This is a genomic window from Novosphingobium sp. UBA1939, assembly GCF_002336885.1.
GTDB lineage: Bacteria > Pseudomonadota > Alphaproteobacteria > Sphingomonadales > Sphingomonadaceae > Novosphingobium.
On sequence record NZ_DDFB01000113.1, the window covers coordinates 1 to 25,803 of the forward strand.

Genomic DNA, 25,803 nt, shown 5'->3' on the forward strand with positions numbered 1-25,803 from the left:
CGCGTGGCGTCGTCATCCGAAACGGACTTGTCCCGGTTTGCCGGCATTCCTATAAAGTTAGTAATCGAAGTATTTCAGCCGTTCCATGCGGGCGTTTCGGGGAGCTTGCGTTTGCGTATTGGAATCAGGGCTATGCGGCGGATTGGTGACATCCGATGACCAGTGCGCGCACGCTCTATGACAAGATATGGGACGCGCACGCGGTTGCGGCGGACGACGGCGATACGCTGCTCTATGTCGACCTGCACCTGCTGCACGAGGTCACTTCGCCCCAGGCCTTTGCCGGATTACGCCGGGAAGGGCGGGCGGTGCGCCGGCCGGAGCGGGCGCTGGCGCTGTCCGATCACAACGTGCCGACCGAAGGGCAGTCCGCCGGGGTTGCCGCCGTCACCGACGTGCAGGCGCGCGCGCAGCTTGCGGCGCTGGCGGAAAACGCGGGAAGGCATGGAATCGAGCAGTTCCCGATGGGCGATCCGCGCAACGGCATCGTCCATGTGGTTGCGCCCGAACAGGGCCGCTCGCAGCCTGGCATGACGATCGTCTGCGGAGACAGCCATACTTCCACCCACGGCGCGTTCGGCGCGCTGGCGTTCGGCATCGGGACGTCCGAGGTCGAGCACGTGCTGGCGACCCAGACCGTGCGCCAGCGCCGTTCGCGCAACATGCGGATCACGATCGATGGCCGGCTTGCCCCTGATGTCCAGGCAAAGGACATGGTGCTGTTCCTGCTCTCGCGGCTGGGGGTGGACGCGGCGTCCGGCCATGTCATCGAATATGCTGGGCCGGCCGTGCGCGCGCTGTCGATGGAAGGGCGCATGACGCTGTGCAACCTCAGCATAGAGATGGGTGCTCGCGCCGGTCTGGTCGCGCCCGACGAGACCACGTTCGCCTATCTGCACGGGCGGCCGGCGGCTCCGGCAGGTGCCGCGTGGGACGCGGCAGTGGCGCGTTGGCGCGCCCTGGCGAGCGACGCGGAAGCGCGGTTCGATCGCGAGATACGGTTCGACGCGGCGGAGATCAGGCCGATGGTCAGCTGGGGCACCAATCCCGCGCAGACCGTGGCGGTCGATGGGCACGTGCCCGATCCGGCGGGAATGGGCTCGCCGGCGGACGCGGCGGCGGCTGCCCGCGCGCTGGCCTATATGGACCTCGCGCCGGGCCAGCCGATCCGGGGTCTGCGCCTGGACCGCGTGTTCATCGGCAGCTGCACCAACAGCCGGATCGAGGACTTGCGTATGGTCGCCGCGATCGTGCGCGGCCGCAAGGTTGCTCCGCATGTGCGAGCGATGGTCGTTCCCGGCTCCGGGCTGGTCAAGCGGCAGGCCGAGGGCGAAGGGCTGGACGCGATCCTGCGCGAAGCCGGCTTCGACTGGCGCGAACCGGGCTGCTCGATGTGCGTGGGCATGAACGCGGACCGGTTGCAGGCCGGCGAGCGGTGCGGCGCCACCTCGAACCGCAATTTCGAGAACCGGCAGGGCAGGGGTGGCCGCACCCACCTGATGAGCCCGGCCACCGCCGCCGCCAGTGCCATTGCCGGCTGCATCACCGATCCCGCAAGCCTGCCGTAGCAGCGGGGGGCGGGGTCAGGCGTCCGCTTCGAACCGGGTGATCGCGCGTTCGTGCCGCAGCGTGCGGGCAATGTCGTCCAGCCCTTCCAGCAGGGTGCGGCGGTCGTCCGGATCGACGTCGAACGGGATTGTCTCGCCCGAGGCCAGCGTGATCCGCTGTTCGCCAAGATCGACGGTGACCGGCGCGAGTTGCGACAGCGCGATCTCTTCGCGCAGGCGTTCGCAGGTGCTTTCCGGCAGGCGGATCAGCAGCAGTCCGTTCTTGCGCGCGTTGCCGGCGAAGATATCGCCGAAGCTGGGAGCGATCACGCAGCGGATGCCGAAATCGGTAAGCGCCCAGACGGCATGTTCGCGCGAGGAGCCGCAGCCGAAGTTGCTGCCGCCGACGATGATGCGCGCCTTGCGCCCTTCGCCGCGGTTGAGGATGAAGTCCGGCCGCTCGGCACCGTCGGGGCTGTAGCGCAGCTCGCGGAACAGATGGGTGCCCAGCCCGGCCCGGTCGAGCGCCTTCATGTAGCGCGCCGGGATGATCATGTCGGTATCGAGGTTGGCGAGAGGCAGCGGGATGGCAACGGCGGTCAGCCGGTCGAACTTTTCCATGGAGCCTTCCAGATAATTAGTATGCTAATTATAAGGCGAGGCGCGCATTGTCCATGGATAATGCGGCAGTGAAGCATTGCGGCGGGATTCCTGCCCCCTTAAGGACAGGCGTTCGCCGGAGTGCGTGCAACCCTGCAGGCTTGGGCTTTCGGGTTTGGCGAAGAGGAAGACGGCATTGGCCAGGAAGAACCAGACCTATCGGTATCCCGCGGAACATTACACCGTGCCGGAAAACAGCATCGGCTATCTGGCGCGCATCGTGTTCCGTTCGTTTTCGCGCCTGCTCGAGCGCAAGACGTTGTTGCACGATGTTTCGGCAGGTCAGTGGCGGTTCCTGCGCCAGCTGTGGCGTGAGGACGGCATCACCCAGCGCGAGTTGAGCGAGCGCGTGGGCATGCGTGAGCCGACCACGGTGGTTGCCTTGAAGGGGTTGGAGAAAGCCGGGTTCATCACCCGCAAGAAGACCGCAGACGATCGCCGCAAGACCTTCATCCACCTGACGCCGCACGCCAAGGAACTGGAACTGATCCTCGCGCCGATGAACGCGGAAGTGCATGACGTGGCGACGCGCGGGATGACCGACGAGGAAGTGGAAACGCTGCGCGCGCTGATGCGCCGGGTGATCGACAATCTGGCCGAGGAAACCTCCAAGCTTTCGGTCCTGACCGACGTCAAGGCTTGACTCGCGCGACGATCAGCCCCCGTTTGCGACGTTGCTTCCCCAATCGGCCTCAAGCGCGGCCAGCATGTTCTCGAACCGGTCCTGGCCCAGCGCGCCGGCAATCTGTTCGGAAAGCGCATCCATAGCCTGTTGCGCGTCCTGCCGCATACGCTTGCCGGTTTCGGTGAGCGACACGACCATGTGGCGGCGATCATCGGGATCGGGCTCCAGCGTGACGATGCCCAGATCGATCATCTGGCTCAGCGTGCGGTGAATCGCCTGCCGGGAAATGCCCAGGTTGCGGGCTATGTCGGAAGGGCGCACGATCCCGCTGACGATATTGGTCATGACCATCGATTGCGGGCGATTGACGTCGGGCCAGCCGCGTTCGTGAAGGCGCGCCTGAAGACCTTCATCGAGCCAGCAGAAGCGCTGGAACAGGGCGATGATAAGCTGGTTCGTGAGCATGGAGAGTGCTGGAAATCCCGAAAATTCGCCGCTTTGGCAGCGGCCGCACGCTAGAAGAACGATCCTGTGCAGGCAAGGCACGGTGCTGTTGCATTCGCAATGTACTTAGGATACTAACTTTCTTGCGAAACAGCCCCGCTAGCATGGCGGGAACGATCGAGGGAGAGGCAGGGCCGGCATGGACGGGCTGATGCAGAATGTACCGCTGACGGTGGATCGCATCATCGATCACGCGGCGATGTGGCACGGCGCGCGCGAGGTGGTGTCGCGCGATGCCGATGGGCATGTCAGCCGATCCAGCTATGCCGCGATCCATGCCGATGCGCGCCGCGTGTCGAACGCGCTGGCAGCGGCCGGGATCGCGCCGGGGGATCGCATCGCGACGATGGGCTGGAACAGCGGCCGCCACCTTGCCGCCTGGTATGGTGCCGCCGGGATGGGGGTGGTCCTGCATACGCTCAATCCCCGGCTGTTCCTGGAACAGATCGCCTATATCGCCAACCACGCGGGAGACCGGCTGCTGATCGCCGACCCGTCCACCGCCGATCTGGTGGCGCAACTGCTTCCGCAGGTGCCGTCGATCGAACGCGTGATCTTCTTCTGCGATGGCGCATCGTTGCCGGACACCGACTATCCGGCCATCGCCTTCGATGACTGGATCGCGGACCAGCCGGTCGAATTCGTATGGGGCGGGTTCGACGAAAACGCGGCCTGCGGCCTGTGCTACACCTCGGGCACCACCGGCAATCCCAAGGGCGTGCTCTATTCGCACCGGTCGAACTACCTTCACGCCCTGATGACGCTGCAGCGCGACGCGCTGGCGCTGTCCGCGCGCGATACCGTGTTGCTGGTGGTGCCGATGTACCACGCCAACGCCTGGGGCGTGGTCTATTCCGCCCCGGCCGTGGGGGCGAAGCTGGTCCTGCCCGGGCAGCGGATGGACGGCGAATCCATCTACAACCTGATCGAACAGGAAGGCGTGACCTATTCCGCCGCCGTGCCCACGGTATGGCAGATGCTGCTGCAATACGTGCAGGAGAACGGCAAGCGGTTCACCACGCTGGAACGCGTGACGATCGGCGGCTCGGCCTGCCCGGAATCGATCATCCGCACCTTCCGCGACGAATACGGCGTCGACGTGATCCAGGGCTGGGGCATGACCGAAACCTCCCCGCTCGGCACGGTTTCGATACCCAATGTCGCAGTTGCGGCGAAGCCGGCGGACGAACAGATGGCCTACAAGCTCAAGCAAGGCCGCCTGCTGTGCGGGCTGGAAATGAAGCTGGTGGACGATGCCGGCGTCCGCCTGCCACACGATGGCCGCACCCCGGGCCGACTGATGGTGAAGGGGCCGACGATCGCGTCCGCGTACTTCGGGGGCGAGGGCGGGGATGTGCTGGACGCGGAGGGCTTCTTCGACACCGGCGATGTCGCCACGATCGACGGCGAAGGCTACATGCACATCACCGATCGCGCCAAGGATGTGGTGAAATCCGGGGGCGAATGGATCAGTTCGATCGAGATCGAGAACATCGCCATGGGGCATCCGGCGGTCGCCAACGCGGCGGTGGTGGGCATCGCCCATCCCAAGTGGGACGAACGGCCCATCCTGCTGTGCCAGCTCCTGCCCGGTGCCCGCGCCGACGGGGACGATCTGCGCGCCTGGCTCGACGGGCGCATCGCGCGCTGGTGGATGCCGGACGATGTGCTGTTCGTGGACGAGATACCGCTCGGCCCCACTGGCAAGATCGACAAGAAGGCGATCCGCGCCGGCCTGACTGGCTATACCCTGCCGTTCGAGGTCACACGCTGAACGCGCTGCACAACAAGACAACCGGGAGAGAAAACGATGGACCCCAACGGGATCGAGGGACTGGACGCTCACTTCATCGGCCTTACATCGCCGACCGCCCCGCGCATCCAGGCGGGCGGGCATCCCTGCCAGGGCATCTACTGGACTGAGGCGGGCAAGCGGCCGAAGGTGGCGATCATCGCCACACACTACAACGTGGATTTCTCCGAGCACTACATCGCGCCCTATTTTGCGCGGCAGGGGTTCGGTTTTCTCGGCTGGAACACGCGGTATCGCGGGTTCGAGGATCAGTTCCTGCTGGAACATGCGGTGCTCGACATCGGCGTGGGGATGCGCTGGCTGAAGGAGGAGGCCGGGGTCGAGGCGATCGTCATCCTCGGCAATTCGGGCGGCGGTTCGCTGATGGGTGCCTATCAGGCCGAAGCCATCGCGCCGACCTTGACCGACCGGCTGCCCACGGCGGGGCAGGATGCGCTGGCGCGGCTGGTGAAGGGCGATCTCTACATCTCGTTCAACGCGCATCAGGGGCGGCCCGAAGTGCTGACCGACTGGATGGATGCCTCGGTGATCGACGAGAACGATCCTGTCGCCACCGATCCGGAACTCGATCCGTTCAATCCCGATAACGGACCGCCCTATTCCGAGGAGTTCGTCGCGAAGTACCGGGCGGGCCAGCGCGCGCGCAACCAGCGGATCACGGACTGGGCCAAGGCGGAACTGGCGCGGCTCAACGCCGCCGGCATTCCTGACCGCATTTTCCCGATGTTCCGCTGCTGGGGCGATATCCGCTGTGTCGATCCCGCGCTCGATCCTTCCGAGCGCAAGCCCAACTGGTGTTACCGGGGCGATCCCGCTGTGGCCAACCGCACGCCCAGCATCGGCCGGGCGAACACGCTCAAGACGTGGCTCAACATGTGGAGCCTAGAAACCTCGCCCTGCCAGGGCGCGCCGCACCTTGCCAAGCACGATACGCCCGCGCTGGTGGTGCAGGGGCTGGCCGATACCGGGGTGTTCCCCAGCGATGCGCGCAAGATCTTCGATTTCCTGGGAAGCAAGGACAAGACGATCGAACTGATCCCGGGCGCGCACTATTTCGAGGATTCGATAGCCGAGCGCCAGAACGCGGCCGATCTCGTCGGCGCATGGATTCGCGAAAAGCTGTGATGGAACCGGCGGTCGCGAACATCGTCGACGGGTTGCAGGCCGCCGGGTTGATCGGAGGCGCGGAGACGCCGGTGTTCCAGCCGCTCGTCGGTGGCGTCTCGTGCGATGTGTGGAAGGTCGATACGCGGGACGGGCCGATAGTGGTCAAGCGGCCGTTGCCGCAATTGCGCGTGGCGGCCGAATGGCTTGCCCCGGTCGAGCGCGGGACGAGCGAGGTGCGCTGGCTGAAGCGGGCGGCGTCGGTCGATCCCCGGATCGTGCCCGAGGTTCTGGCGGAAATGCCTGCCGATCACGCCTTCGCCATGCGGTTCCTGCCGGATTGCCCGGTATGGAAGGACGAACTCGTTGCCGGTCGCGTGGACGCCGGGTTCGCGGCAGCGGTGGGGCAGAGCATCGCCGCCGTCCACGCCGCGACTGCCGGCAGCGCCTCGGACCAGGCCATGTTCGCCACCGACGCCCTGTTCCGCGCGCTGCGGATCGATCCGTTCCTGCTGCATGTCGCGGCGAAGGAGCCGGCGCTGGCCGGGGCGCTGGAAGCCATGGCCGCCGATCTTGCGGCCAGCAAGGTGGCGCTGGTCCATGGCGATGTCAGCCCCAAGAACATTCTGGTCGGGCCGGATGGACCGGTGTTCCTCGACGCGGAATGCGCCGTATTCGGCGATCCCGCGTTTGACCTGGCCTTTTGCGTCACGCACCTGCTGCTCAAGACCGTGTGGCGGGACGACGAGCGGATGCGGCAGGCGGCGGCCGCGCTGGTCGATGCCTATCACGCCGGCGTGAACTGGGAAGACCCCGCCGGTCTTGCGGCGCGGGTGGGGCGGCTTACGGCCGCGCTTTTGCTGGCGCGAGTCGAGGGCAAGTCGCCCGCTGCTTATCTCACTGACCCCAAACATATTGCCGCCGTGCGGGAACAGGCGAGGGCGCTGGTTGCCGCGCCCCGGCCCGTTGGCGCGCTGGTGGCCGACTGGAAAAGGACTGTTGCATGACTTCGCGTATCGTCTCCGTCACCGGTCGCCAGCTCTGGGATTCGCGCGGCCGCCCCACCGTGGAGGCGGAAGTCGCGCTCGCTTCGGGCGCGGTCGGCCGGGCGATCGCGCCCGCCGGAGCCTCGCGCGGGGCGCATGAGGCGATCGATCTGCGCGATGGGGGCAGCGCGTTCGGGGGCTTCGGCGTGAATCGCGCCGTTGCCGGAATCGGGGCCGAGATCGCGGGCGCCATGATCGGCATGGATGCGCGCGATCAGGCTGCGGTAGACCGCGTGCTGTGCGAACTGGACGGCACGCCAGCCAAGGCGCGGCTGGGCGCCAATGCCATCGTCGCGGTTTCGATGGCGGTGCTTCACGCGGCGGCGGCCGATGCGGGCGTGCCGCTGTGGCGCTACCTTGCGGACGGAAGCACGGTGCGCGTGCCCTTGCCGGAAATCCAGATCTTCGGTGGCGGCGCCCATGCCGGGAGGCGGACCGACGTGCAGGACTTCATGATCATGTGCCCCCGCGCCGGATCGTTCCGTCGCGCGCTGGAAATCACCGACGAGGTCTATCGCGCGGCGGGCCGGCTGATGGAAGCGAAAGGACCGCTGACGGGCGTGGCGGACGAAGGCGGCTGGTGGCCGAACTTCGCCTCGAACGAGGATGCGCTGGATACGCTGACGAAAGCGATAGAGGCCAGCGGTCATCGCGCGGGCGAAGACGTGTTCATCTCGCTCGATATTGCCGCCAACGAACTGGGCGATGCCTCCGGCTACACGCTGGCGCTCGACGACCGGCGGCTTTCGGGCGAGGAGATGGGCGCGCGCATCGTGGAATGGACCGGGCGCTATCCGATCCTTTCGGTGGAAGACCCCGCCGGGCAGGACGACTGGACCATGATGGCCGCCGTGACCGCCGCGATCGGAGACAGGGTGCAGGTGATCGGCGATGACGTGCTGGTGACCAATGCTGACCGTGTCGCGCGGGCGGGAGAGGCGGGCGTGTGCAACGCGGCGCTGATCAAGGTGAACCAGGTAGGCACCGTGACGGAGGCGAAAGCGGCGCTGGACGCGGCGCAGGCGCGGGGCTGGGGCGCGATCGTCTCCGCGCGGTCGGGCGAGACCGAGGACGTGACGATCGCGCACCTGGCGACGGGCTGGAATGCCGGGCAACTCAAGGTCGGCAGCTTCACCCGGTCCGAACGCATGGCCAAGTGGAACGAGGTGCTGCGGATCGAGGAGGCGATGGGCGGCGATGCGGTTTTCGCCGGCGCGTCTGCTTTCGCCGCGCCGATCGCGGCGGCGCTCGCATGATTGTCCTGCACGCCCGGCCCAGCCCCGGCTTCCGCGCGGCGGTGGATGCGGTGTTCGGTGCCGGCGTGGTGGTGCACGTCGACGAGGCCGAGGCGCTGGATGGCGTGGCCGATGCCATCACCGTGCTGTTGCATGTGCTGACGCCGGTGACGCCGCCGTTCATCGCCTCCGCGCCGAAGCTGCGGCTGATCCAGAAACTGGGCGTGGGCGTGAACACCATCGCGCTCGATGCGGCGCGCGAGCAGGGCGTGGCGGTGTGCAACATGCCCGGCACCAACAGCCAGGCGGTGGCGGAAATGGCGCTGTCGCTGATGCTGGCGGTGCTACGCCGGACCTGCTTCTTCGACGCACGCACCCGCGCGGGGGAAGGGTGGACGGCCGATCCCGCGGAACTCGACAGCGTGGGCGAGATTGCCGGGCGCAAGGTGGGCCTCGCCGGTTTCGGCAATTCGGCGCAGCGGCTGGCACCGGTGCTGGCGGCGCTGGGAGCGGAGGTGGTTTATGCCGCGCGCACCCCGCGCGATGTGCCCTATGCCTTCTGGCCGCTGGAGCGGGTGATCGCGGAGTGCGACATCGTGTCGTTGCACATGCCGCTGACCGAGGAGACGCGCGGCGCGATCGATCCGCTGGCGATGAAGGCGGGGGCGGTGCTGGTGAACACCGCGCGCGGCGAACTGGTGGACGAGGCGCGGCTGGTGGAGGCGCTGCGTTCGGGCCATCTGCGCGGCGCGGGGCTGGACGTCTTCGCGCAGGAACCGGTCGCGCCCGATAATCCCCTGCTGGCGCTGCCGAACGTGGTGCTGGCGCCGCACATTGCCTGGCTGACGCCGGAAACGCTGGTGCGCTGCCTTGAAGTCGCCCGGGAAAACTGCCGTCGGCTCGCCACCGGCGAGGCCCTGCTGCACAAGGTGGCGTGATGCCGGTTCCCGTCGTTCTCATCACTGGCCAGTTGCTGACCGAGGCGGTCTGGCAACCGCTGCTGGAGGCATGGCCCGATCGCGCGGTGATCGTGGCGGACAATCGCCGCGCCGATACGATAGAGGGCTTCGCGCAGCGGCTGCTCGATACGGCGCCGCCGCGTTTTGGGCTGGTCGCGCATGCAATGGGCGGCTTCGTCGCCTTCGAGGTCATGCGCCGCGCGCCGCAGCGGGTGGAGCGGCTGGCGCTGCTCGCCACGTTGGCTTCGGCCGATGGCCCCGCGCAGACCGCACGGCGGCAGGGCTATATCGACCTCGTGGAAAGCGGCCGCTTTGCCGATGTGGTCGAGGAACGTATCCCGATCCTGTTCCCGGAAGGCCGCCGCGACGACGCGCGGCTGCTTGGCATCGCTAGGCGGATGGCGGCCGATACCGGCGCGGAAACCTTCCTGCGCCAGCAGCGCGCGATCATGGCGCGGATCGACAGCCGGCCGCGCCTGCACGAGATCGCGGTGCCGACGCTGCTGGTGTGGGGCGATGGCGACGGGATTACCAGCCGGGCGCAGCAGGACGAGATGCTGGCGGCAATCCCCGGGGCGAGGCTGGCGGTGGTGCCCGGCGCTGGGCACCTTGCCACGATCGAGGCGCCGGACGTGGTGGTGCCGCTGCTGACCGGCTTTCTTGACGGCACGGCTGGGTGATCGCAGACCGGATGCGAAACAAGGGGAGAGCGGAATGATCGATCTGGAAGCGATCCGGACGCTGGCGGATATTCCGACGGCGCAGGCGCGCCGGCGTGGCGAGGCCATCGCGGTGAAGTTCGGCGAGCGGGAGACCAGCTATGCCGCGCTCGATGCCCGCTCCAACCGCATCGCCAATGCCCTGATCGCCTCGGGTATCCGCGCCGGTGACCGGGTGGCCGTGCTGACCCGGAACCACGATTCATGGTATCCCCTGTTCTTTGGTGCGGCCAAGGCGCGGGCCTGTCTCGTGCCGGTCAACTGCCGTCTGGCGACGGCGGAGATCGCGTTCATTCTGGAAGACGCCGCGCCCCGCATCCTGTTCGTGGGTGAGGATTTCTGCGATGCGGCGCGGGCCGCCATCGGCGATCTGGAAAACCCGCCCACCGTGGTGGCGCTTTACGGCGCGGGCGCTGGTCTGGTCGCGCTGGAAGAATGGCTTGGCGCGGCGACCGACAGCCGGCCGGGCGATGCGCCGCAGCTCGATGACGACGTGCTCCAGCTTTACACCAGCGGCACGACCGGGCGGCCCAAGGGCGTCGTGCTGGCCAATCGGAACTATCGCAGTTTCCTGGAGATGGCGGCGGAGGTCGATGGTTTCGCCTATGGCGAAGACGAGACGGTGATGATCGTCATGCCGCTGTTCCACGTCGCGGGCACCAATATCGGGTTTTCCGGGCTGGCGCAGGGGGCGCGGCTGGTGCTGGTGCGCGATTTCGATGCGGCCGGGATCATCGGCCTGATGCAGCAGGAACGGGTGGCCCACGCCTTCCTGGCCCCGGCGATGATCCTGATGATGCTGCAGCGGCCGGAGGCGGCGGCGGCAGACTATGCGGCGCTGCGCACCATTGCCTATGGCGCGTCGCCCATCGCCGAGGACGTGCTGCGCCGCGCGCGCGCCACGTTCGGATGCGGTTTCGTGCAGTTCTACGGATCGACCGAATCGACCGGGGCCGGTTCCTGCCTCTCCCCGTCCGCGCACGATCTGCCGGGCAAGCTCACCTCGTGCGGGCGGCCGTGGCCCGGCATCGAGATGGCCATTCTCGACGCGGAAGGCCAGGCGCTGGCGGATGGCGAGATCGGTGAAATCGTGATCCGGGGCGGCATCGTGATGCAGCGCTACTGGAACCGCGAAAGCGCTTCGGCGGAAACGCTGGCGGGCGGCTGGCTGCATACCGGCGATGCCGGCTTCCGCGATGCCGATGGCTTCTATTTCGTGCACGACCGGATCAAGGACATGATCGTTTCGGGCGGCGAGAACGTCTATCCCGCCGAAGTGGAAAGCGCGATCATGGGTTGCCCCGGCGTGGCCGATGTGGCGGTGATCGGCGTGCCCGACGACAAGTGGGGCGAGGCGGTGAAAGCGCTGGTGGTTCCGGCGCCGGGTGCCGAGCCCGATCCCGCCGCGATCGTCGCCTGGGTGCGCGATCGCATCGCCGCCTACAAGGCGCCCAAGAGCATCGATTTCATCGCGGCGCTGCCGCGCAACCCTTCGGGCAAAGTGCTGCGGCGCGAGTTGCGCCAGCCGTTCTGGGAAGGCCGCGCCCGCGCCGTGGGGTAGCAAGGGCGATTGGCTTGAAAACTTGAGCGTGTGGCAAGCTCACCCCGCTGCGACTAACGCCGCCTCCGGCGACGCAAGTCTCGCTCCCCTCCCGCTTGCGGGAGGGGCCGGGGGTGGGCACGCTCGGGTGCTTGCAAAGGATGCAGTCGATTGCCGAAAGCTGGCTAGGGCTTTGCCGGACCAGCCTTCGATCCTAACGGCCTCTCAGTTCACCGGCACCGGCGTCCGCCCCACGATCATGCCTTCGCGCTTGGTGCCATCGGCCTGCACCGGATCATGCGCCACGTCGCTTTCGTCGAGCTGCTTGGTCCAGGCCGCGAATTCGAGGCAGACGCCGTCGGGATCGAAGAAATAGACCGAGCGGACGAAGACATCGTCGTGCATTTCCGCCGAGGCCTGCATTGGCGAATTGTCGTGGTTCAGGATCGGCGTCACTTCCACGCCCTTGGCGATCAGGCGCTGGTAGTATTCGTCGAACTTTTCCGCGCGCACGTTGAACGCGATGTGGTTCATCGATCCGTGCGCGGAAACGAAGCTGCCGCGCGTGGGCAGCGCCGCCGGGGCGGAAACGCCGGGCGCGGCTTCGGGCGCATCCGGGAACCAGAAGAAGGCCAGGCTATCGCCATTGCCGATATCGAAGAAGAAGTGCTGGCCCCGGCCCATCGGCAAGTCGATGGTCTTGGTAAGCGGCATCCCCAGCACGTCGCGGTAGAATTCCACCGTTCGCGCCATGTCCTTGCACACCAGGGCAAGGTGGTTGACGCCCATGAAATCGAATTCCGAATTGGTCGAGGCCATCATCCTTCTCCTTTGGTTTTCTAGCCGGCACTGGCGCTGGGGCGGGCCTTCACCCGTTCGTACCAGCGCAGGATATTGGCGTTGGCGGGATCGAGCGGCTGCCCCACCGACACGCCGAAATCGAGGAAAGCGAACAGCAGGATATCGGCGAGCGTGAGCGTGTCGCCGGCGATGAAATCGCGGCCGGCGATCAGCGCGTCGAGCCATTTGAGGCCGTCCTGCGCAAGGGCCTTCAGGCCGGCGGCGGCTTCGGGCAGCACGCGCATACGCGGTTCGAAGAACGCCAGGCCCTCGGCATAGCGGAAGCCGTTGGTCAGCGGTTCGCAGATCTTCAGATCGACCCGGCGCGTCCACATACGGGTATTAGCGCGTTCTTCCGCCGTGGCACCGATCAGCACCGGATCGGGGAAGCGCTCTTCCAGATATTCGCAGATCGCGGTGATTTCGGCGATGGTCGCGCCGTTGTCGAGTTCCAGTGCGGGCGTCTGCCCTGCCGGATTGACGTCCGCGTTATAGGGTGCGCGCCTATTCTCGCCCCCACGCAGGTCCACCGTGACCGTGGGGATCTCGATGCCCTTTTCCGCCATGAACATCGTCACGACGCGGGGGTTGGGGCCAATGGAATTGTAGAACTTCATGGGCTTCCTCTCGTCCGAATATAAGCAATTAGCATTCTAAATGTCAACTATGTTGACGAATATGCCAGCTTCAGGCCCGATCGCGGCCAGCGGACGCGGATGAGAGTTCCACTGGTCGAGGCCGTGATGAAGGCATCGCGCAAGTCGGCGCCTCCAAAGGCGATGTTGGTTATGCCCACATCCGGCAAAGGGAGGAACTCGGAACCGCCCTGCGTTCCAAATATGGTGATGCCGCCTTCGATCATCGTGCCCACGCAGATGCGGCCGTCCTGCTCGATCGCCATGCTGTCGAGCAACCGGAAGGCTGGGGGTGTTCCCACGAAGCGGCCCGGTGCCCATGGCGGCGGCGGCGCAAGCACACCGGGGGTGATGATGTCCATCGCCCACACGCGCGCCGCCATCGTTTCGCTGACGTAAAGCGTGCGGCCATCCGGAGACAGGCCGATCCCGTTCGGCCCCATCATCTCGGCGCGCTGGCGGGTGATTCTCGATCCGTCCGCAAGCGCGTGATAGATCGCGCCGTGATCGCGGCCTGTCGGGCGAACCTGCCCGTGGTCGGTGAACCAGAAACCGCCGTGCGCATCGAAGACGATGTCGTTGGGGCCTTTCAGGGGCTCGCCTTCGAAACTGTCGTAAAGCGTGCTGACTTGCCCCGTGGCGAGGTTCACCTTCTGGATCGAGCCGCAGGCCTGCGCATGGGCGGCATGGCCGGGGAACAGCAGCGGTCCTGCCTCGGTCCATTTGAAACCGCCGTTGTTGCAGACATAGGCGGCGCCGTCCGGCCCGATGGCCAGGCCGTTGGGGCCGCCACCCAGCTCCGCGACCTTGGTGGCGTGGCCGTCCGGTGCGATCCGCGTCAGCGTGCCGCGCGCGATTTCCACCAGCAGCACCGAACCGTCGGCCATGGCCACCGGGCCTTCCGGAAAACGGAGGCCCGTGGCGACGGTTTCAGGTTCGCCGTAGGCGCTCATTCCCCGTTCGGACGTGGCGCGCTGAGGAAGTCCGCCGCGCTGAAGCCTTCGGGCGCGGCCACCTCCACGATCGGGTCTTCGCGCGCATCAAATTCCATGCGCAGCGCACGGGTGATCACCGCGTGCATGTCGTAGAGGCACGTAATGTAGGTGAACTCGAAGATCTGCTCGTCGTCCCAGAAGGTCTTGAGCTTGGCGAACACTTCCAGCGGCACGCGCCCGCCCGCCTGGCTGAGGCAATCGGCATAGGCCAGCACGGCGCGCTCCTGCTCGTCGTAGCAGTCCGCGACCGTCCAGAAGGCGATGGAGGCGATCTTCTCCTCGCTCACGCCCAGGCCGCGCAGCGATTTGCAATGCTGCGAGAACACGAACTGGCTGCCCTTGACCCATCCCGCGCGCGTTTGCCCCAGCTCGCGCAGAACCGGGTCGATCCTGCGGGACGGATGGCGATAGACAGCAAAGCCATCCACCGCGTGCTTAAAGATGTCCGGTGCCAGGGCATAGACCGTCCACCAGTCGCCCGGCGTGCCGGTGGCCGTGCCGGGTTCCGCAACGGGATCGCGATCGCCGAACAGGCGGTTGTAATAGGCGATGACGGTTTCGTCGGTCACTTCGGACCGCGGAACCTGGCGCAGCACGGGCATCGGGCTTCTCTCCTCAGGCGTTCGCGAACTTGCGGAAGGCGGCGACGTGGGCGGAATCGAAATATTCGTCCAGCCGGGTGATCTTGCCGTTTTCGACCTTGCACACGATGGCGCAGGGCAGGCGGACTTCGCCATCGTCGTGGGTGCGGCGGCCCTTCAGGACGTGCTGCTGCACGAAGCCGCCGGGAAAGGTCGTCAGCCGCCGTTCGGCATATTCGCGCTCCTTGATCCGCGCGACCATGCCGGTCAGCGTCTGCGCGGTCTGGTCGCGCGTGACGATCAGTTCGTCGGTATTGTGCCAGATTTCCGCGTCCGGCGTGAAGCTGTTGCGCATCGTCTCGATGTCACCCGCCTCGATCGCGTCGAAGAAGCGCTGCGCCATGGCGCGGATGTCGTCCTGTTCAGCCATCGTTCTCTCCTGGTTTTCCGGCGCCGAACATGCGGCCGCCGTTCGCGGCGATCAGGCCGTCTATATCGTCGCCCTTGTAAGCCGGATCGGCGGATTCGCCGAAGGCGGACAGCATGTCGCGCGTGACGAGTTCGGCCATCGCCTTCCATTCCGGATGCGTGAATATCCAGAACTCGCCCGCTTCCACGGCGCGGACCACGCGCCCCCCTATGCGATCGGGCGGCATGCCGCCGGCCAGCACCCCCTGCATCGCCTGGCTGGTCGCGGCTGCCTTGCCCACCTCGCCCACCGCCGGGCGCAGATCGCGCGTGGTCTCGACGATGCGCGTGGCCGCCATGCCGGGCATCAGCACCGAGATGCCGACGCAGCTATCGGCCAGTTCGTTGCGCAGCGCCATGGCGATGCCGAGCGTGGCATACTTGGAGCTGATGTAGGCGACCGAGATCGGCGGCGGCACGATCGCCACCATCGATGCGGTGATGACGAGGTGGGATGCCTCGCCCGAAGCCTTCATCTCGCCCAGGAACGTCCGGCAGGCATAGAGATGCGCGTGCGCGTTGACGGCATAGTTCCAGCGCCAGACATCGGTATCGTATTGCTCGAACGGACCCGAGCCACCGCCCACGCCCGCGTTGCTGAACAGGATGCGCACCGGGCCGAAGGCGCGTGCCTTGTGGCCGGCTTCGGCCCAGCTTGCCTCGTCGGTAACGTCGAGCTGCAGGCCCATGGCGCGGGCGCCTGCGCGGGACAGCGCTTCGGCGGCGGCGGCAACGCGATCGGCATCGATGTCGGCCAGCACCACCGAGGCGCCCTTTGCCGCCAGCGCGCGGGCCGTCGCCAGCCCCAGGCCGCTGGCGCCGCCGGTGATGAAGGCCGTTTTGCCGGCTATGCTGGTCATGCGCGGAAATCCCGTTCGAGGTGGCGTGTCATCGCCAGCTGGGCGAAGCCGGCGGCGAGCGCGAAGGGCAGCAGCGCCATGAGCGCCCAGCGCAAGCTGTCCGCGCCATGGAGCGCCTTCAGACCGTCGCTGGCGATACCGACGAACAGCGGGCCAAGGCCAAGGCCGACGATGTTGAACATCAGCATCAGCACGGCGGCGGCCGTCGCGCGGGCGCGGGGCGGGGCAAGGTTCTGCACCAGTGCCAGCGCGGGCGCGACATAGGCGGTGCAGGCCGCCATCGGCAGCAGCAGCAGCGCCAGCGAAACCTGCCAGCTTCCCGCCAGCAACGCGGCGGCGAAGCTGGGCACGGTGACAAGACTCGCCAGCGCCGGAACCAAGCCATAGGCGCGGGGCGAACGCCGCGCCGCCTGGCTGACGAGCCATCCGCCGCCGAGAATGCCGATGGCGAAAGTCACGCCGGCGGCCGGGGCAAACCATGTGGCCATGGCGGCAAGGGGCATGCCCTGCGTGCGCATCAGGAACGCGGGAATCCAGTTGAGCATGCCATAGCTGACGAAGGCCGCGAGACCGCTGCCGATCATCACCATCCGCAGCGATCGCCGGTGGACGAACAGCGCCAGCGTCTGGCGGACGGGCAGGGCGGTATCGGGCATGTCGCCCTCCGCTCCATCCATCCTGCCGCGTGCGGGTTCGGGGACGGTCCAGATCAGCAGCGGCGCCACCACGATGCCAACCAGGCCGATCAGCAGAAAGGCATTGCGCCAGCCGATATGCGCTGCCGCCCAGGCGCCGAACGCCGCACCCACGAACACGCCGAACGGTCCATTGCAAGTGAACAGGCCGATCGCCAGAGGGCGCCTGTCGGGCGGGTAGAGATCGGCGATGACCGACAGCGAGGGGGCGGTTCCGCCGGCCTCGCCCGATCCCACCCCGAACCGCATCAGCGCAAGCTGCCAGAAGTTGCCGACCAGGCCGCAGGCGGCGGTGAACGCGCTCCATACCACGCAGGCGATGCCGATCAGTTTCACGCGCTGCCAGCGGTCGGCGATCATCGCCACGGGAACGCCCATCGCGGCATAGAACAGGGCGAAGGCAAGCCCGGTCAGCAGCCCGAATTGCGTATCGGTGAAATGGAGATCGGCCCGGATCGGCTCAACCAGCACCGACAGCAGCTGCCGGTCGACGAAGTTCACCGTGCCGATCAGGAACAGCATGGCCAGCGCCGTATTCCGGCGCAGGGCGGAAGGCTGCCCCAGCGGCGCGGCGCGCGCATCAAGAGCGGCGGCTTTGGTCAATGGCTCTCCCCAGCGGGCCGAGATTCTTCTCTTGCGAAAATACTTAGATATGTAAGTTTAACTGTCAATACGCTTTACGGTAAGTGGAGCCACTTGGGAGAAAAGGCATGGAGATCAAAGGTAAGTCCGCCATTGTGACGGGTGCTGCCAGTGGCATTGGCCGGGCCACGGCGGTCCTGCTGGCGCAGCACGGAGTCGCGCATGTCGCGCTGGCCGATGTCAACGTGGCCGGGCTGGAGGAAACCGCGCGGCAGGTGCGCGCTCTGGGGACACAGGCCGGAGTCCACCGGCTCGATCTGGCCGACATGGCGGCCGTGGAGGCCTGGTTCCGGAACCATGGCGATGTCGATATCCTCCACAACAACGCCGGCGTGGTTTCGGGCGAGCCGCAGTTTCCGGAGGTCGACGTGGACCGGCTGCGCTGGATCGTCGATGTCAACCTGACCTCGCTGATCACGGCGACCCAGATCGTGTCGCAGGCCATGCGCGCGCGCGGCGGCGGGGTGATCGTCAACACGGTGTCGACGGTCGCATTGGGCACGGGTTTTTACGACGTGATGTACGCCACAACCAAGGCGGGCGTGCTGATGTTCACGACGGCCTGCGCCATGCTGAAGGACAGATGGAACGTGCGCGTGGCCGGGGTGCTGCCGGGGCTGACCGAGACGCCGATCCACGACACCACCGGAGCGAACGGGAAATCGGACTGGATGAAAGCGGTGCTCGCCAGCAACGAAAGCTGCCGGCCGGAGGATATTGCCGAAGGCGTGATCGATCTGATCGCGGACGATGGTCTGCCGGGCGGGGACTGGGTGGCGATACGCCGGATCGATGGCCGCATCGAACGCGAATGGGCGCACGACCGGCCCGCCTAGCCGGCCCGCCTGACCGGCCCCACCAACCGGCCTTGGCGTCAGCGCGCGGGGGCGTTCAGCATGTTGCGGCCGAACAGGTTGGACCACTGCTCCTCGTTCAGCACCGGTCGTGCGCTGGAAAGGTTGGCGGGATTCTCCACGCTGGTTCCGGCGATGACACCGGGCCGGGCGGCGATCCGGTCGAACCAGTCCTGCACCGCCGGATAGTCTTCCAGCGCAAGCCCGATTGCCCGGACCGCGCGCGCCCAGGGCCAGGTGGCGATGTCCGCCACGGAATATTCGCCGGCCAGGTATTCGGCCTCGGCCAGCCGCCCGTTGAGCACGTGCAGCAGGCGGACCGTTTCGTTGCGATAGCGTTCGACCGGGTAGGTCTGCCCTTCGGGCGCATAGCGGATGAAATGGTGCGCCTGCCCCTGCATCGGGCCGAAGCTGGCCATCTGCCACATCAGCCATTGCTGCGCCTGGGTGCGCCGGCGCGGATCGGCGGGGAGCAACTGGCCGCTCTTTTCGGCGAGATAGAGCAGGATGGCCCCGGATTCGAACACGGGCAGCGGCGCGCCTCCGCCGATCGGGTCATGATCGACGATCGCGGGCAACCGGCCGTTCGGGTTGATGCGGCGGAACTCGGGCGTCAGGTGATCGCCATCCAGCACGTTCATACGGAGCAACTGGTGCGGCAGGCCCGTTTCGGCCAGCATGATCGACACCTTGTGCCCGTTGGGCGTGGGGGTGAAGTAGACCTCGATCATCAGGATGCCCTTTCTTGATGTGACGGGGGTTCTTGATGCGACAGGGGCCGCCGCGCTCCCAAGGAGAAACGCGGCGGCCCCTGTCAGCTGTGCCGGATCGTCAGAACTTGATGCCAGCCTCGACCGCGATGTTCCGGGGCGGTTCGAGATAGAGGATCGCGCGCGGTACGGCGGTGATCGGCGCCGGCAGGTTGAACGCGCTGCCGGTGGTGAGCTGGTTGGTCAGGTTCTTGCCGACGAAGGCAATGTGCCAGCGGTTTTCCTGATCGGCCAGTTGCACGCGCAGGTCGAGCTTGGCGTAACCCTTTTGCACGCCGAAGATCGGGCTCTGGTTGTCGGAGTCGAAGTATTTGGAACGGCCCGCGACCACTCCGGTCACGTCGAGCCGCAGCGCGTCCGACAGATCGAAGCGGGCATGAGCGGTCACGCTGCCGGTGAACTTCGAGGAATAGGCCACCCGATACCCCTTCAGGTTGTTGGTGGCGGGGGTGCAGGTCGTCGGTTGCGATGCCAGGCACGCCGCGCCCGGATAGTCATCGTACTTGATGTCCTGATAGGCGGCCGACGCGTTGATGTCGAAGTTGTCGATCGGATAGAACGTGAACGATCCTTCCACGCCCTTCGACGTGGCGCTGGCGGCGTTGCCGGTCAGGTAGCTGGACGTAGCCGGCTGATAGACCGAGACCTGCAGGTTCTTGAACTGCGTGTGGTAGAGCGAGACGTTCGCCACGACCTTGCCGTCCAGCATCGTCGATTTCACGCCAGCCTCGAAATTCTCCGAGCGTTCCGGCTTGAACTGGAAGGTGGCGTTGGTGGTGCCCAGCGTGTTCGACACGAATCCGCCGGACTTCGAGCCACGGCCCCAGGTGCCATAGACCATGACGTGCGGCGCCACATCGTACTGCACGGTGATCGACGGATCGACGTTGCCTTCGCTGCGCTTTCCGGCCGCGCTGGAGATCGGGCGGATCGGGAACGGGCCATAGACGAGCCTGGACGCGAAATCGGCGTCCTTGCTGACATGGGTATAGCGCAGGCTGCCAATCACGCGCAGCGCCTTGGTCACGTTCACCGTGCCCTGGCCGAAGACCGAGAACGAGTCCGCCTTCTGGTTGAAGCGGCTGTCGATCCGGCCGAAGTAGGGGCTGCCGAACAGGTTGGCGATGTTGAAGCCCTGCAACTGATCCAGCCGGTAGGTCGAGTGGTCATAGTAGGCGCCGACGATGAAATCGAGGAAGCGCCCGGTCGGCGAAAGCAGGCGCACTTCCTGCGAGACCTGATCGAAGCGTTCGGGGAAGCTGTTGTACACCGAATTGTTGGTGAACGCGCCGCCGCTGTTCGGGATCGTCTGGTCGAAGCCGTTGACGATGTTGGCCTTGAACCAGCTGTAGCCGGTGACCGAGGTCAGCGTGTAATCGCCGAGCTTGAGGTTGCCGGTGCCCGAGATCATGACCGACTTGGTCTTGGTGCCTTCATCGCCCAGCGCCGAACGATCGAGGTAGCGCGTGAGATGGGGCGCCTGCGCGCTTGTGAGCGGGCTGGAAACGGTGATCCCGCCGATCACGTCGCGGTTGGCGTATTCGGCCTTCACCGTGTAGTCGAAATTGCTGCTCGGTTCCCACTTCAGCGTCAGGCGGGCGACCTGCTGCTTGATCTGCGGATCATCGTGGTTGGTCGCCAGGTTGCGGATATAGCCATCCTGGTTGATGAACTTGTAGGCAAGGCGCGCGCTGAGCGTGCTGGTGATCGGCCCGGACACGTAGCCGGAAACGTCAGGTCCCTTGAAATCGAAGTTGTAGCTGGCGGTCAGGCTCGTTTCGAAGTGGCTGGTCGGCCCGGCCGAAACCACGCTCACCGCGCCGGCGGCGGTGTTCTTGCCGAACAGCGCACCCTGCGGGCCGCGCAGCACTTCGACGCGGGCAAGGTCGAAGAACGGAGCCTGTGCCTGCCGCGAACGGCCGGCATAGACGCCATCGACATAGAGCGAGACGGACTGGTCGAACGCGAAGTTGGCCGGCGGCGAACCGAAGCCGCGGATGTAGATCACGTCGTTGCCGGCCGTGGACTGCACGAACACGTTCGGCGTGTAGTTCATCACCGACTTGATGTCGTTGGAGTTGAATTCGGCCAGGCGCTGGCCGCTGACCACTTCCATGGAAATCGGCACGTCCTGCAGGTTCTGGGCGCGTTTCTGCGCCGTGACGATGATTTCCTTGGCGTCGGTCACGTCGCCCGAAGCGGTTCCTTCCGCTTCCGCCATCGCGGGCGTGGCGGCAGCGAGCATCGCCATCACGGCGACCCCAGAAAACAGGAACTGTTTTTGAGCCTTCATGTTCACCCTCTCCCATTGAGGTTGTTCCGATCCGTGTCGTCTGGACCGTGAATCTGATTGACCCTTAGCATACTAATGTTTTTATCGGTGTCCACCACATTTGAAAGAGAGGATTCGCGGCGTGACGCGGGAAACACAGACGGATGTTCGCGGAATTCTGGCCAGCAAACCGCTTTGCACGGCGGAGTTCGAGGTTGCCGGCGGGTTGATCGCGATCGGTGCTTCGCCGTTCGGCGATCAACGCATGGGCTATGTGACCGGGGGAAGATTCTTCGGTCCGCGAATCGCGGGGACGATCCTTCCGGGCGGCGGCAACTGGTCTCGCGCCGGACGCCTGGGAGAAGACGCGTCCGTCGGCACGTTCGATGCGCGCGCGGTATGGCGCACGGACGAGGATGAGCTGATCTACCTGACCTACACCGGGCGCAGCGTCATTCCCGATCCGGTGCGCGCCGCCTTCGCCGATCCGGCCGCGCCCGATGTCGATCCGGCGCGCTACTACCTGCGCATCGCCATGGTGTTCGAAACCGCGAGCAAGCGCCTGGAATGGCTGAACGGGGTGCTCGCGGTCGGCGTGGGGGAACGCACCGCCTTCGGGGTGCGGCACGTCATTCACGAAATCGGGTAGGAGGAAGCGACCGCCGCGTCAGGCTTCGCGGTCGAGCCAGCGCCGCAGGACGTCGGCGGTATCCTGGCCGACGGCGAGCGGTGCCGGGCGGCGAATACTGCCGGGCGTGTCGGACAGCTTGGGGAACACGCCCTGCATGGTGACTTCGCCGAATTCGGCATCGTCCACTTTCACCAGCGCGTCACGCGCGGCAAAATGCGGGTCCGCCATCATGTCCTCGGCATCGTAAACGCGGCCGGCGGGCACCCCCGCCTCGATCATTCTCGCTTCCAGTTCCGCGATGGTCAGCGTTTTCGTCCATTCGCCGATCAGGCCATCGAGCTCTTCCTGCCGCGCGCCGCGCGCCCGGTGCGTGGCATAGCGTTCGTCGCTGGCCAGTTCGGGGCGGCCCATGGCGGCGGCCAGCCGGGCGAACACGCCATCCTGATTGGCGCCGATCAGATATTCCCCGTCGCGGCAGGGATAGACATTGGACGGCGCGATGCCGGGCAGCGCCGATCCGGTGCGCTGACGCTTGGCGCCGCTGACCGAATAGTCCGACACCGTCGATTCCATCACTTGCAGCACAGCTTCGTACAGCGCGGAATCGACGATCTGCCCTTGGCCGGTCTGGTTGCGATGGTGCAGGGCGGCCAGTGCGCCCAGGCAGCCATAGGTGGCGGCCAGCGTATCGCCGATCGACACACCCATGCGGGCGGGCGCGCGATCCGGATAACCGACGATCCCGCGCCAGCCGCCCATCGCCTCGCCAATGCCGCCGAAACCGGCGCGTGTCGAATAGGGGCCGGTCTGGCCATAACCCGAAACGCGCACGATGATCAGGCCCGGATTCGCCGCGCGCAGATCCGCGGGGGCGAGGTTCCATTTTTCGAGCGTGCCCGGCCGGAAGTTCTCGATCAGGATGTCCGCCCGCGCGATCAGGTCGCGGGCCAGATCCTGCCCCTCCGCCGATCTCAGGTCGGCGCCCACGGAATACTTGTTGCGGGCGATGACGCGCCACCAGCTCGGCTTGTCGCCCTGGCCCCAATGGCGCATCTGGTCACCGGTTTCGGGCGGTTCCAGCTTCACGATTTCGGCGCCCATATCGCCCAGCAACTGTCCGCAGAACGGCCCGGCGATGAGCTGGCCCATTTCGACCACCCGGATTCCCTCCAGTGCGCCAGCGCCGATGATCATGCTTATTCAATCCTTCCGTCCGATCCGACTGGTAGTGCAACCTGACCTGTGCGGAATATACTTAGAATACTATGTATTTATCAACCGTTTTTTGAAGGCGTTCCGGTCCGTCCAGTTCGGACATGTGAAAATGAGCGCCCCGCCATGATTGCTGGGGGAAAGCGCTGTTCCTGGGGGCAGGACGCATTGCTGGTGCGGTCGAGGCGTCCAAATCGCTAAGCCGAAAGCTGCTCGCGCAACGCGCCGCAACTACGGAATTTGTCCACGCCGCCTAGGAAGCAAGCAGGGCCCGTCAACCCTCGGCACATATCCCGGGAAAGGCCGGCGCCTGCGCGACCATGCTCGGCAGTTTGCGCCCCATCAACGTGGTAAGCCACATGTTGGCCTCGACCATCTTCGCCAAATCCATGCCGGTGCGGATGCCCGCGCGCTCGAGCATGTAAATCACATCCTCGCTGGCCACGTTGCCCGCCGCGCCCGGCGCGAACGGGCAGCCACCCAGGCCGCCTAGCGCGGCGTCGACCACGCTGGCTCCCGCCTCGATCGCCGCCCAGACGTTGGCAAGCCCGGTCCCGCGCGTGTTGTGAAAATGCACGCGGACCGGCAAGGGCGCGATCGCCGCCGCCACCCGGCGGACGAGCCGTGCGACATGGGCCGGATCCCCCACGCCGATGGTATCGGCCAGCGCCACCTCGGCAGGGCTGGCTTCGGCCAGTGTGGCAGCCATGGCGACGACACGGTCCTCGGCGACCTCGCCTTCGAACGGGCAACCGAACGAGGCGGCGATGGTAACCTGTCCCTTGAGGCCCGCCGCCTGCGCCATGGTGACGATCGCGCGGGCGGCGTCCAGCGATTCCGCGCTGGTCTGCCCCTGGTTGGCGATGGCAAAGCGTTCCGAGGCGACGCAGACCGCGCCGAGTTCATGCAGTCGGCCGGTTGCGATGGCGCGCTCCGCCCCGCGCGCGTTGAGGACAAGGCCGATGTAACTGGCACCCTCCACTTGGGGTAGGCCGGCGCAGACCTCTTCGGCATCGGCCATCTGCGGCACCCGCTTGGGATTGACGAAACTGGTCACTTCTATCCGGCGCGCGCCGGCATGCAGGCTGCGGCGGATCAATTCGAGCTTGTCCGCGGTGGTGACGAGCGCCTTTTCGTTCTGCAGGCCGTCGCGCGGACCGACTTCGACAAAATCAATCGCTGCGGTTGTCACGCCTTTCTCCCAACTTGTCTCGGCAAGGCCGTCTTCCTGGCCTCCGCAATTGTCAAGGCGTCGGCCTCTTCGTTGTCAAGCGCGCGGCGGTGAAGCCATTTCCCAGCCCCGCCGAGGGCGCGGAACACGTCCACCTGTTCGTCGACATTCCGCCGCATGTCTCGATCAGCGAGTTCGTCCAGCGGACCTGGCTAGGCCGAGTGTAGCTCGAATTTGCTGGATTTTCAGGGATGGTGGGAGGCGCTGTGAAGCGTGATCCTGGTGGGCGGTGACGGGCTCGAACCGCCGACCCTCTCGGTGTAAACGAGATGCTCTACCAACTGAGCTAACCGCCCTTCGCGGGAGCCGCGCTCATGCGCGGTTTGCCCGGGGTAGTCAATCCCGGTTGGAGCGCCCGGTTTGGCGGTTTGACCCTAAAGGCGGATACGCGTTTCGAGAAAATCGAGGAATGCGCGGATGCGTGCCGCCAGGCGATCGTGCCCGACGTGCAGCGCGTGGATGTCCTCGCCATCGCCGGGGTTGAAGGGGTTGAGCAGTTCGATCAGCCGGCCGGCCGCCAGATCGGCCGCGACATGGAAGCGGGCGAGCCGCGCGATGCCGCCGCCGGCCAAAGCCATCATGCGCACCACTTCGCCCGAGTTGCCCAGAAACCGGCCATCCATGACCTGATGCGCGGTTACACCGTCGGTCCGGAACGGCCAGGAATCGACCGAGCGGCGGAAGCTGAAGCGCAGGCAGGTATGGCGCTCGAGGTCCGCGGGAACACGCGGAGTGCCGTGGCGCTCCAGATAGGCAGGGCTTGCCACCACGGCCATCGTACTGTGTCCCAGCTTTCGCGCGCGCAGCCCGGAATCGCGCAAGGGGCCAACCCGGATCGCGATGTCCGCGCGTTCGTCGACCAGATCGACCATCGCGTCGGTCAGCGCCAGGTCGAGCGTTATCGCCGGGAAGGCTTGCTGGAATTCCGGCAGGACCGGGATCAGGCAATGCACACCGAACGGAACCGAGGCGTTGATCCTGAGGCGGCCCGAAGGGCTTTGCCCGGTGGCTGGAAAATCGCGCTCCAGCTCGTCGATTTCCTCCAGCAGCCCGGCCACGCGCACGCGATAGGCCTCGCCTTCGGGCGTCAGGGCGAGCGCGCGGGTGGTGCGCGCGATCAGTTGTACGCCCAGCCGCGCCTCCAGGCGCCCCAGCGCCCGGCTGACGGCAGACGGCGTAAACCGTAGTTCCCGCGCCGCGCCGGCCAGGCTGCCCTGTCGCGCCACCGCGAGGAACGTTTCCATTTCGCCGAGACGGTTGTCCATGAAGCAATGCTCGTGAATTGAAATCAATTCTAAAATACATCAGTGATGTCTAATCACAAGTTGTTCAAGCGCCTATGTACCATGCAACAATCCCGTTTCA

The 25,803-nt window shown here is 66.3% G+C and carries 25 protein-coding genes and 1 tRNA gene; 11 read left to right on the forward strand and 15 right to left on the reverse strand.

From position 1 onward, the window contains the following. The first annotated feature begins 155 nt into the window (after positions 1 to 155). Entirely contained in the window at positions 156 to 1,568 is a 1,413-nt protein-coding gene (leuC, locus tag B3547_RS14620) for a 3-isopropylmalate dehydratase large subunit (RefSeq protein ID WP_292964268.1), read from the forward strand. Positions 1,569 to 1,583: 15 nt separating this feature from the next. Here leuC and leuD read toward each other — a convergent pair whose 3' ends face one another. Continuing rightward, positions 1,584 to 2,168 carry a 3-isopropylmalate dehydratase small subunit gene (gene leuD / locus B3547_RS14625; protein WP_292964270.1) on the reverse strand — a complete coding sequence of 195 codons (585 nt, stop codon included), beginning with the start codon at positions 2,166 to 2,168 and terminating at the stop codon, positions 1,584 to 1,586. A 175-nt stretch (positions 2,169 to 2,343) separates the two neighbouring features. Between leuD and B3547_RS14630 the strand changes: the two genes are divergently transcribed. Next, positions 2,344 to 2,850: a MarR family winged helix-turn-helix transcriptional regulator gene (locus B3547_RS14630; protein WP_292964272.1), complete on the forward strand. Its 507-nt coding sequence runs from the start codon at positions 2,344 to 2,346 to the stop codon at positions 2,848 to 2,850. A 12-nt stretch (positions 2,851 to 2,862) separates the two neighbouring features. Here the strand turns inward: B3547_RS14630 and B3547_RS14635 are convergent, their stop codons facing one another. Beyond that, a complete protein-coding gene (locus B3547_RS14635; protein ID WP_125954741.1) occupies positions 2,863 to 3,297 on the reverse strand; it encodes a MarR family winged helix-turn-helix transcriptional regulator in 435 nt (144 codons plus the stop codon). Positions 3,298 to 3,475: 178 nt separating this feature from the next. Here B3547_RS14635 and B3547_RS14640 point away from each other — a divergent pair, with 178 nt between their 5' ends. Genes B3547_RS14640 through B3547_RS14670 form a run of 7 tightly spaced genes read left to right on the forward strand, consistent with a single transcriptional unit; the run spans position 3,476 to position 11,773 of the window. After that, positions 3,476 to 5,110, forward strand: a complete 1,635-nt coding sequence (locus B3547_RS14640) for a long-chain-fatty-acid--CoA ligase (RefSeq protein WP_292964275.1) — start codon at positions 3,476 to 3,478, stop codon at positions 5,108 to 5,110. A gap of 36 nt (positions 5,111 to 5,146) precedes the next feature. After that, positions 5,147 to 6,274: an alpha/beta hydrolase gene (locus tag B3547_RS14645; protein WP_292964277.1), complete on the forward strand. Its 1,128-nt coding sequence runs from the start codon at positions 5,147 to 5,149 to the stop codon at positions 6,272 to 6,274. Then, a complete protein-coding gene (locus tag B3547_RS14650) occupies positions 6,274 to 7,260 on the forward strand; it encodes a phosphotransferase family protein (RefSeq protein WP_292964279.1) in 987 nt (328 codons plus the stop codon). Before B3547_RS14645 ends, B3547_RS14650 begins: the two co-directional genes overlap by 1 nt. Continuing rightward, complete coding sequence (eno, locus tag B3547_RS14655) at positions 7,257 to 8,555, forward strand: phosphopyruvate hydratase (RefSeq protein WP_292964281.1); 1,299 nt, start codon at positions 7,257 to 7,259, stop codon at positions 8,553 to 8,555. The genes B3547_RS14650 and eno overlap by 4 nt, the downstream gene beginning before the upstream one ends. Beyond that, a complete protein-coding gene (locus B3547_RS14660) occupies positions 8,552 to 9,472 on the forward strand; it encodes an NAD(P)-dependent oxidoreductase (RefSeq protein ID WP_292964283.1) in 921 nt (306 codons plus the stop codon). Before eno ends, B3547_RS14660 begins: the two co-directional genes overlap by 4 nt. Beyond that, positions 9,472 to 10,173: an alpha/beta fold hydrolase gene (locus tag B3547_RS14665; protein ID WP_292964285.1), complete on the forward strand. Its 702-nt coding sequence runs from the start codon at positions 9,472 to 9,474 to the stop codon at positions 10,171 to 10,173. Before B3547_RS14660 ends, B3547_RS14665 begins: the two co-directional genes overlap by 1 nt. 34 nt (positions 10,174 to 10,207) lie before the next feature. Continuing rightward, complete coding sequence (locus B3547_RS14670) at positions 10,208 to 11,773, forward strand: long-chain-fatty-acid--CoA ligase (RefSeq protein WP_194919634.1); 1,566 nt, start codon at positions 10,208 to 10,210, stop codon at positions 11,771 to 11,773. A gap of 204 nt (positions 11,774 to 11,977) precedes the next feature. Here the strand turns inward: B3547_RS14670 and B3547_RS14675 are convergent, their stop codons facing one another. From B3547_RS14675 to B3547_RS14705, 7 genes are read right to left on the reverse strand one after another with little or no spacing between them, the layout of a single operon-like run. Then, on the reverse strand, positions 11,978 to 12,571 hold the full coding sequence (locus tag B3547_RS14675; RefSeq protein ID WP_233497521.1) for a VOC family protein: 594 nt from the start codon (positions 12,569 to 12,571) through the stop codon (positions 11,978 to 11,980). A 20-nt stretch (positions 12,572 to 12,591) separates the two neighbouring features. After that, the gene (locus B3547_RS14680; RefSeq protein ID WP_292964290.1) at positions 12,592 to 13,209 is read right to left on the reverse strand and encodes a glutathione S-transferase family protein; all 618 of its coding nucleotides are present in this window, start codon (positions 13,207 to 13,209) and stop codon (positions 12,592 to 12,594) included. 47 nt (positions 13,210 to 13,256) lie between these two features. After that, positions 13,257 to 14,180 carry an SMP-30/gluconolactonase/LRE family protein gene (locus B3547_RS14685; RefSeq protein WP_292964292.1) on the reverse strand — a complete coding sequence of 308 codons (924 nt, stop codon included), beginning with the start codon at positions 14,178 to 14,180 and terminating at the stop codon, positions 13,257 to 13,259. Then, positions 14,177 to 14,824 carry a carboxymuconolactone decarboxylase family protein gene (locus tag B3547_RS14690; protein ID WP_124807850.1) on the reverse strand — a complete coding sequence of 216 codons (648 nt, stop codon included), beginning with the start codon at positions 14,822 to 14,824 and terminating at the stop codon, positions 14,177 to 14,179. The genes B3547_RS14685 and B3547_RS14690 overlap by 4 nt, the downstream gene beginning before the upstream one ends. Before the next feature lie 13 nt (positions 14,825 to 14,837). Continuing rightward, complete coding sequence (locus B3547_RS14695) at positions 14,838 to 15,233, reverse strand: nuclear transport factor 2 family protein (RefSeq protein ID WP_292964294.1); 396 nt, start codon at positions 15,231 to 15,233, stop codon at positions 14,838 to 14,840. Beyond that, positions 15,226 to 16,131: an SDR family NAD(P)-dependent oxidoreductase gene (locus B3547_RS14700; RefSeq protein WP_292964296.1), complete on the reverse strand. Its 906-nt coding sequence runs from the start codon at positions 16,129 to 16,131 to the stop codon at positions 15,226 to 15,228. Before B3547_RS14700 ends, B3547_RS14695 begins: the two co-directional genes overlap by 8 nt. Further along, positions 16,128 to 17,429, reverse strand: coding sequence for a spinster family MFS transporter (locus B3547_RS14705; RefSeq protein ID WP_125954753.1), 1,302 nt, complete (start codon positions 17,427 to 17,429; stop codon positions 16,128 to 16,130). The genes B3547_RS14700 and B3547_RS14705 overlap by 4 nt, the downstream gene beginning before the upstream one ends. 107 nt (positions 17,430 to 17,536) lie before the next feature. Here B3547_RS14705 and B3547_RS14710 point away from each other — a divergent pair, with 107 nt between their 5' ends. Beyond that, a complete protein-coding gene (locus B3547_RS14710; protein WP_292964299.1) occupies positions 17,537 to 18,304 on the forward strand; it encodes an SDR family NAD(P)-dependent oxidoreductase in 768 nt (255 codons plus the stop codon). A gap of 38 nt (positions 18,305 to 18,342) precedes the next feature. Here B3547_RS14710 and B3547_RS14715 read toward each other — a convergent pair whose 3' ends face one another. Together B3547_RS14715 and B3547_RS14720 are read right to left on the reverse strand one after the other, a co-directional pair. Then, positions 18,343 to 19,053: a glutathione binding-like protein gene (locus B3547_RS14715; RefSeq protein ID WP_292964301.1), complete on the reverse strand. Its 711-nt coding sequence runs from the start codon at positions 19,051 to 19,053 to the stop codon at positions 18,343 to 18,345. Between the two features lie 100 nt (positions 19,054 to 19,153). Beyond that, entirely contained in the window at positions 19,154 to 21,385 is a 2,232-nt protein-coding gene (locus B3547_RS14720; protein WP_292964303.1) for a TonB-dependent receptor, read from the reverse strand. Between the two features lie 121 nt (positions 21,386 to 21,506). On the opposite strand from B3547_RS14720, the gene B3547_RS14725 reads away from it, so the two are divergent. Continuing rightward, positions 21,507 to 22,013, forward strand: a complete 507-nt coding sequence (locus B3547_RS14725; protein ID WP_158453943.1) for a DUF3237 domain-containing protein — start codon at positions 21,507 to 21,509, stop codon at positions 22,011 to 22,013. 18 nt (positions 22,014 to 22,031) lie between these two features. On the opposite strand, the gene B3547_RS14730 is transcribed toward B3547_RS14725, so the two are convergent. From B3547_RS14730 to B3547_RS14745, 4 genes are all read right to left on the reverse strand, one after another. Continuing rightward, positions 22,032 to 23,189 (reverse strand): CaiB/BaiF CoA transferase family protein, encoded by a 1,158-nt coding sequence (locus B3547_RS14730; protein WP_292964306.1) that lies wholly within the window; start codon positions 23,187 to 23,189, stop codon positions 22,032 to 22,034. 292 nt (positions 23,190 to 23,481) lie between these two features. After that, the gene (locus B3547_RS14735) at positions 23,482 to 24,399 is read right to left on the reverse strand and encodes a hydroxymethylglutaryl-CoA lyase (RefSeq protein WP_292964308.1); all 918 of its coding nucleotides are present in this window, start codon (positions 24,397 to 24,399) and stop codon (positions 23,482 to 23,484) included. Positions 24,400 to 24,658: 259 nt separating this feature from the next. Beyond that, positions 24,659 to 24,734: transfer RNA gene (locus B3547_RS14740), tRNA-Val, on the reverse strand. Positions 24,735 to 24,812: 78 nt separating this feature from the next. Further along, complete coding sequence (locus B3547_RS14745; protein WP_292964310.1) at positions 24,813 to 25,703, reverse strand: LysR family transcriptional regulator; 891 nt, start codon at positions 25,701 to 25,703, stop codon at positions 24,813 to 24,815. Positions 25,704 to 25,803: the final 100 nt, after the last annotated feature.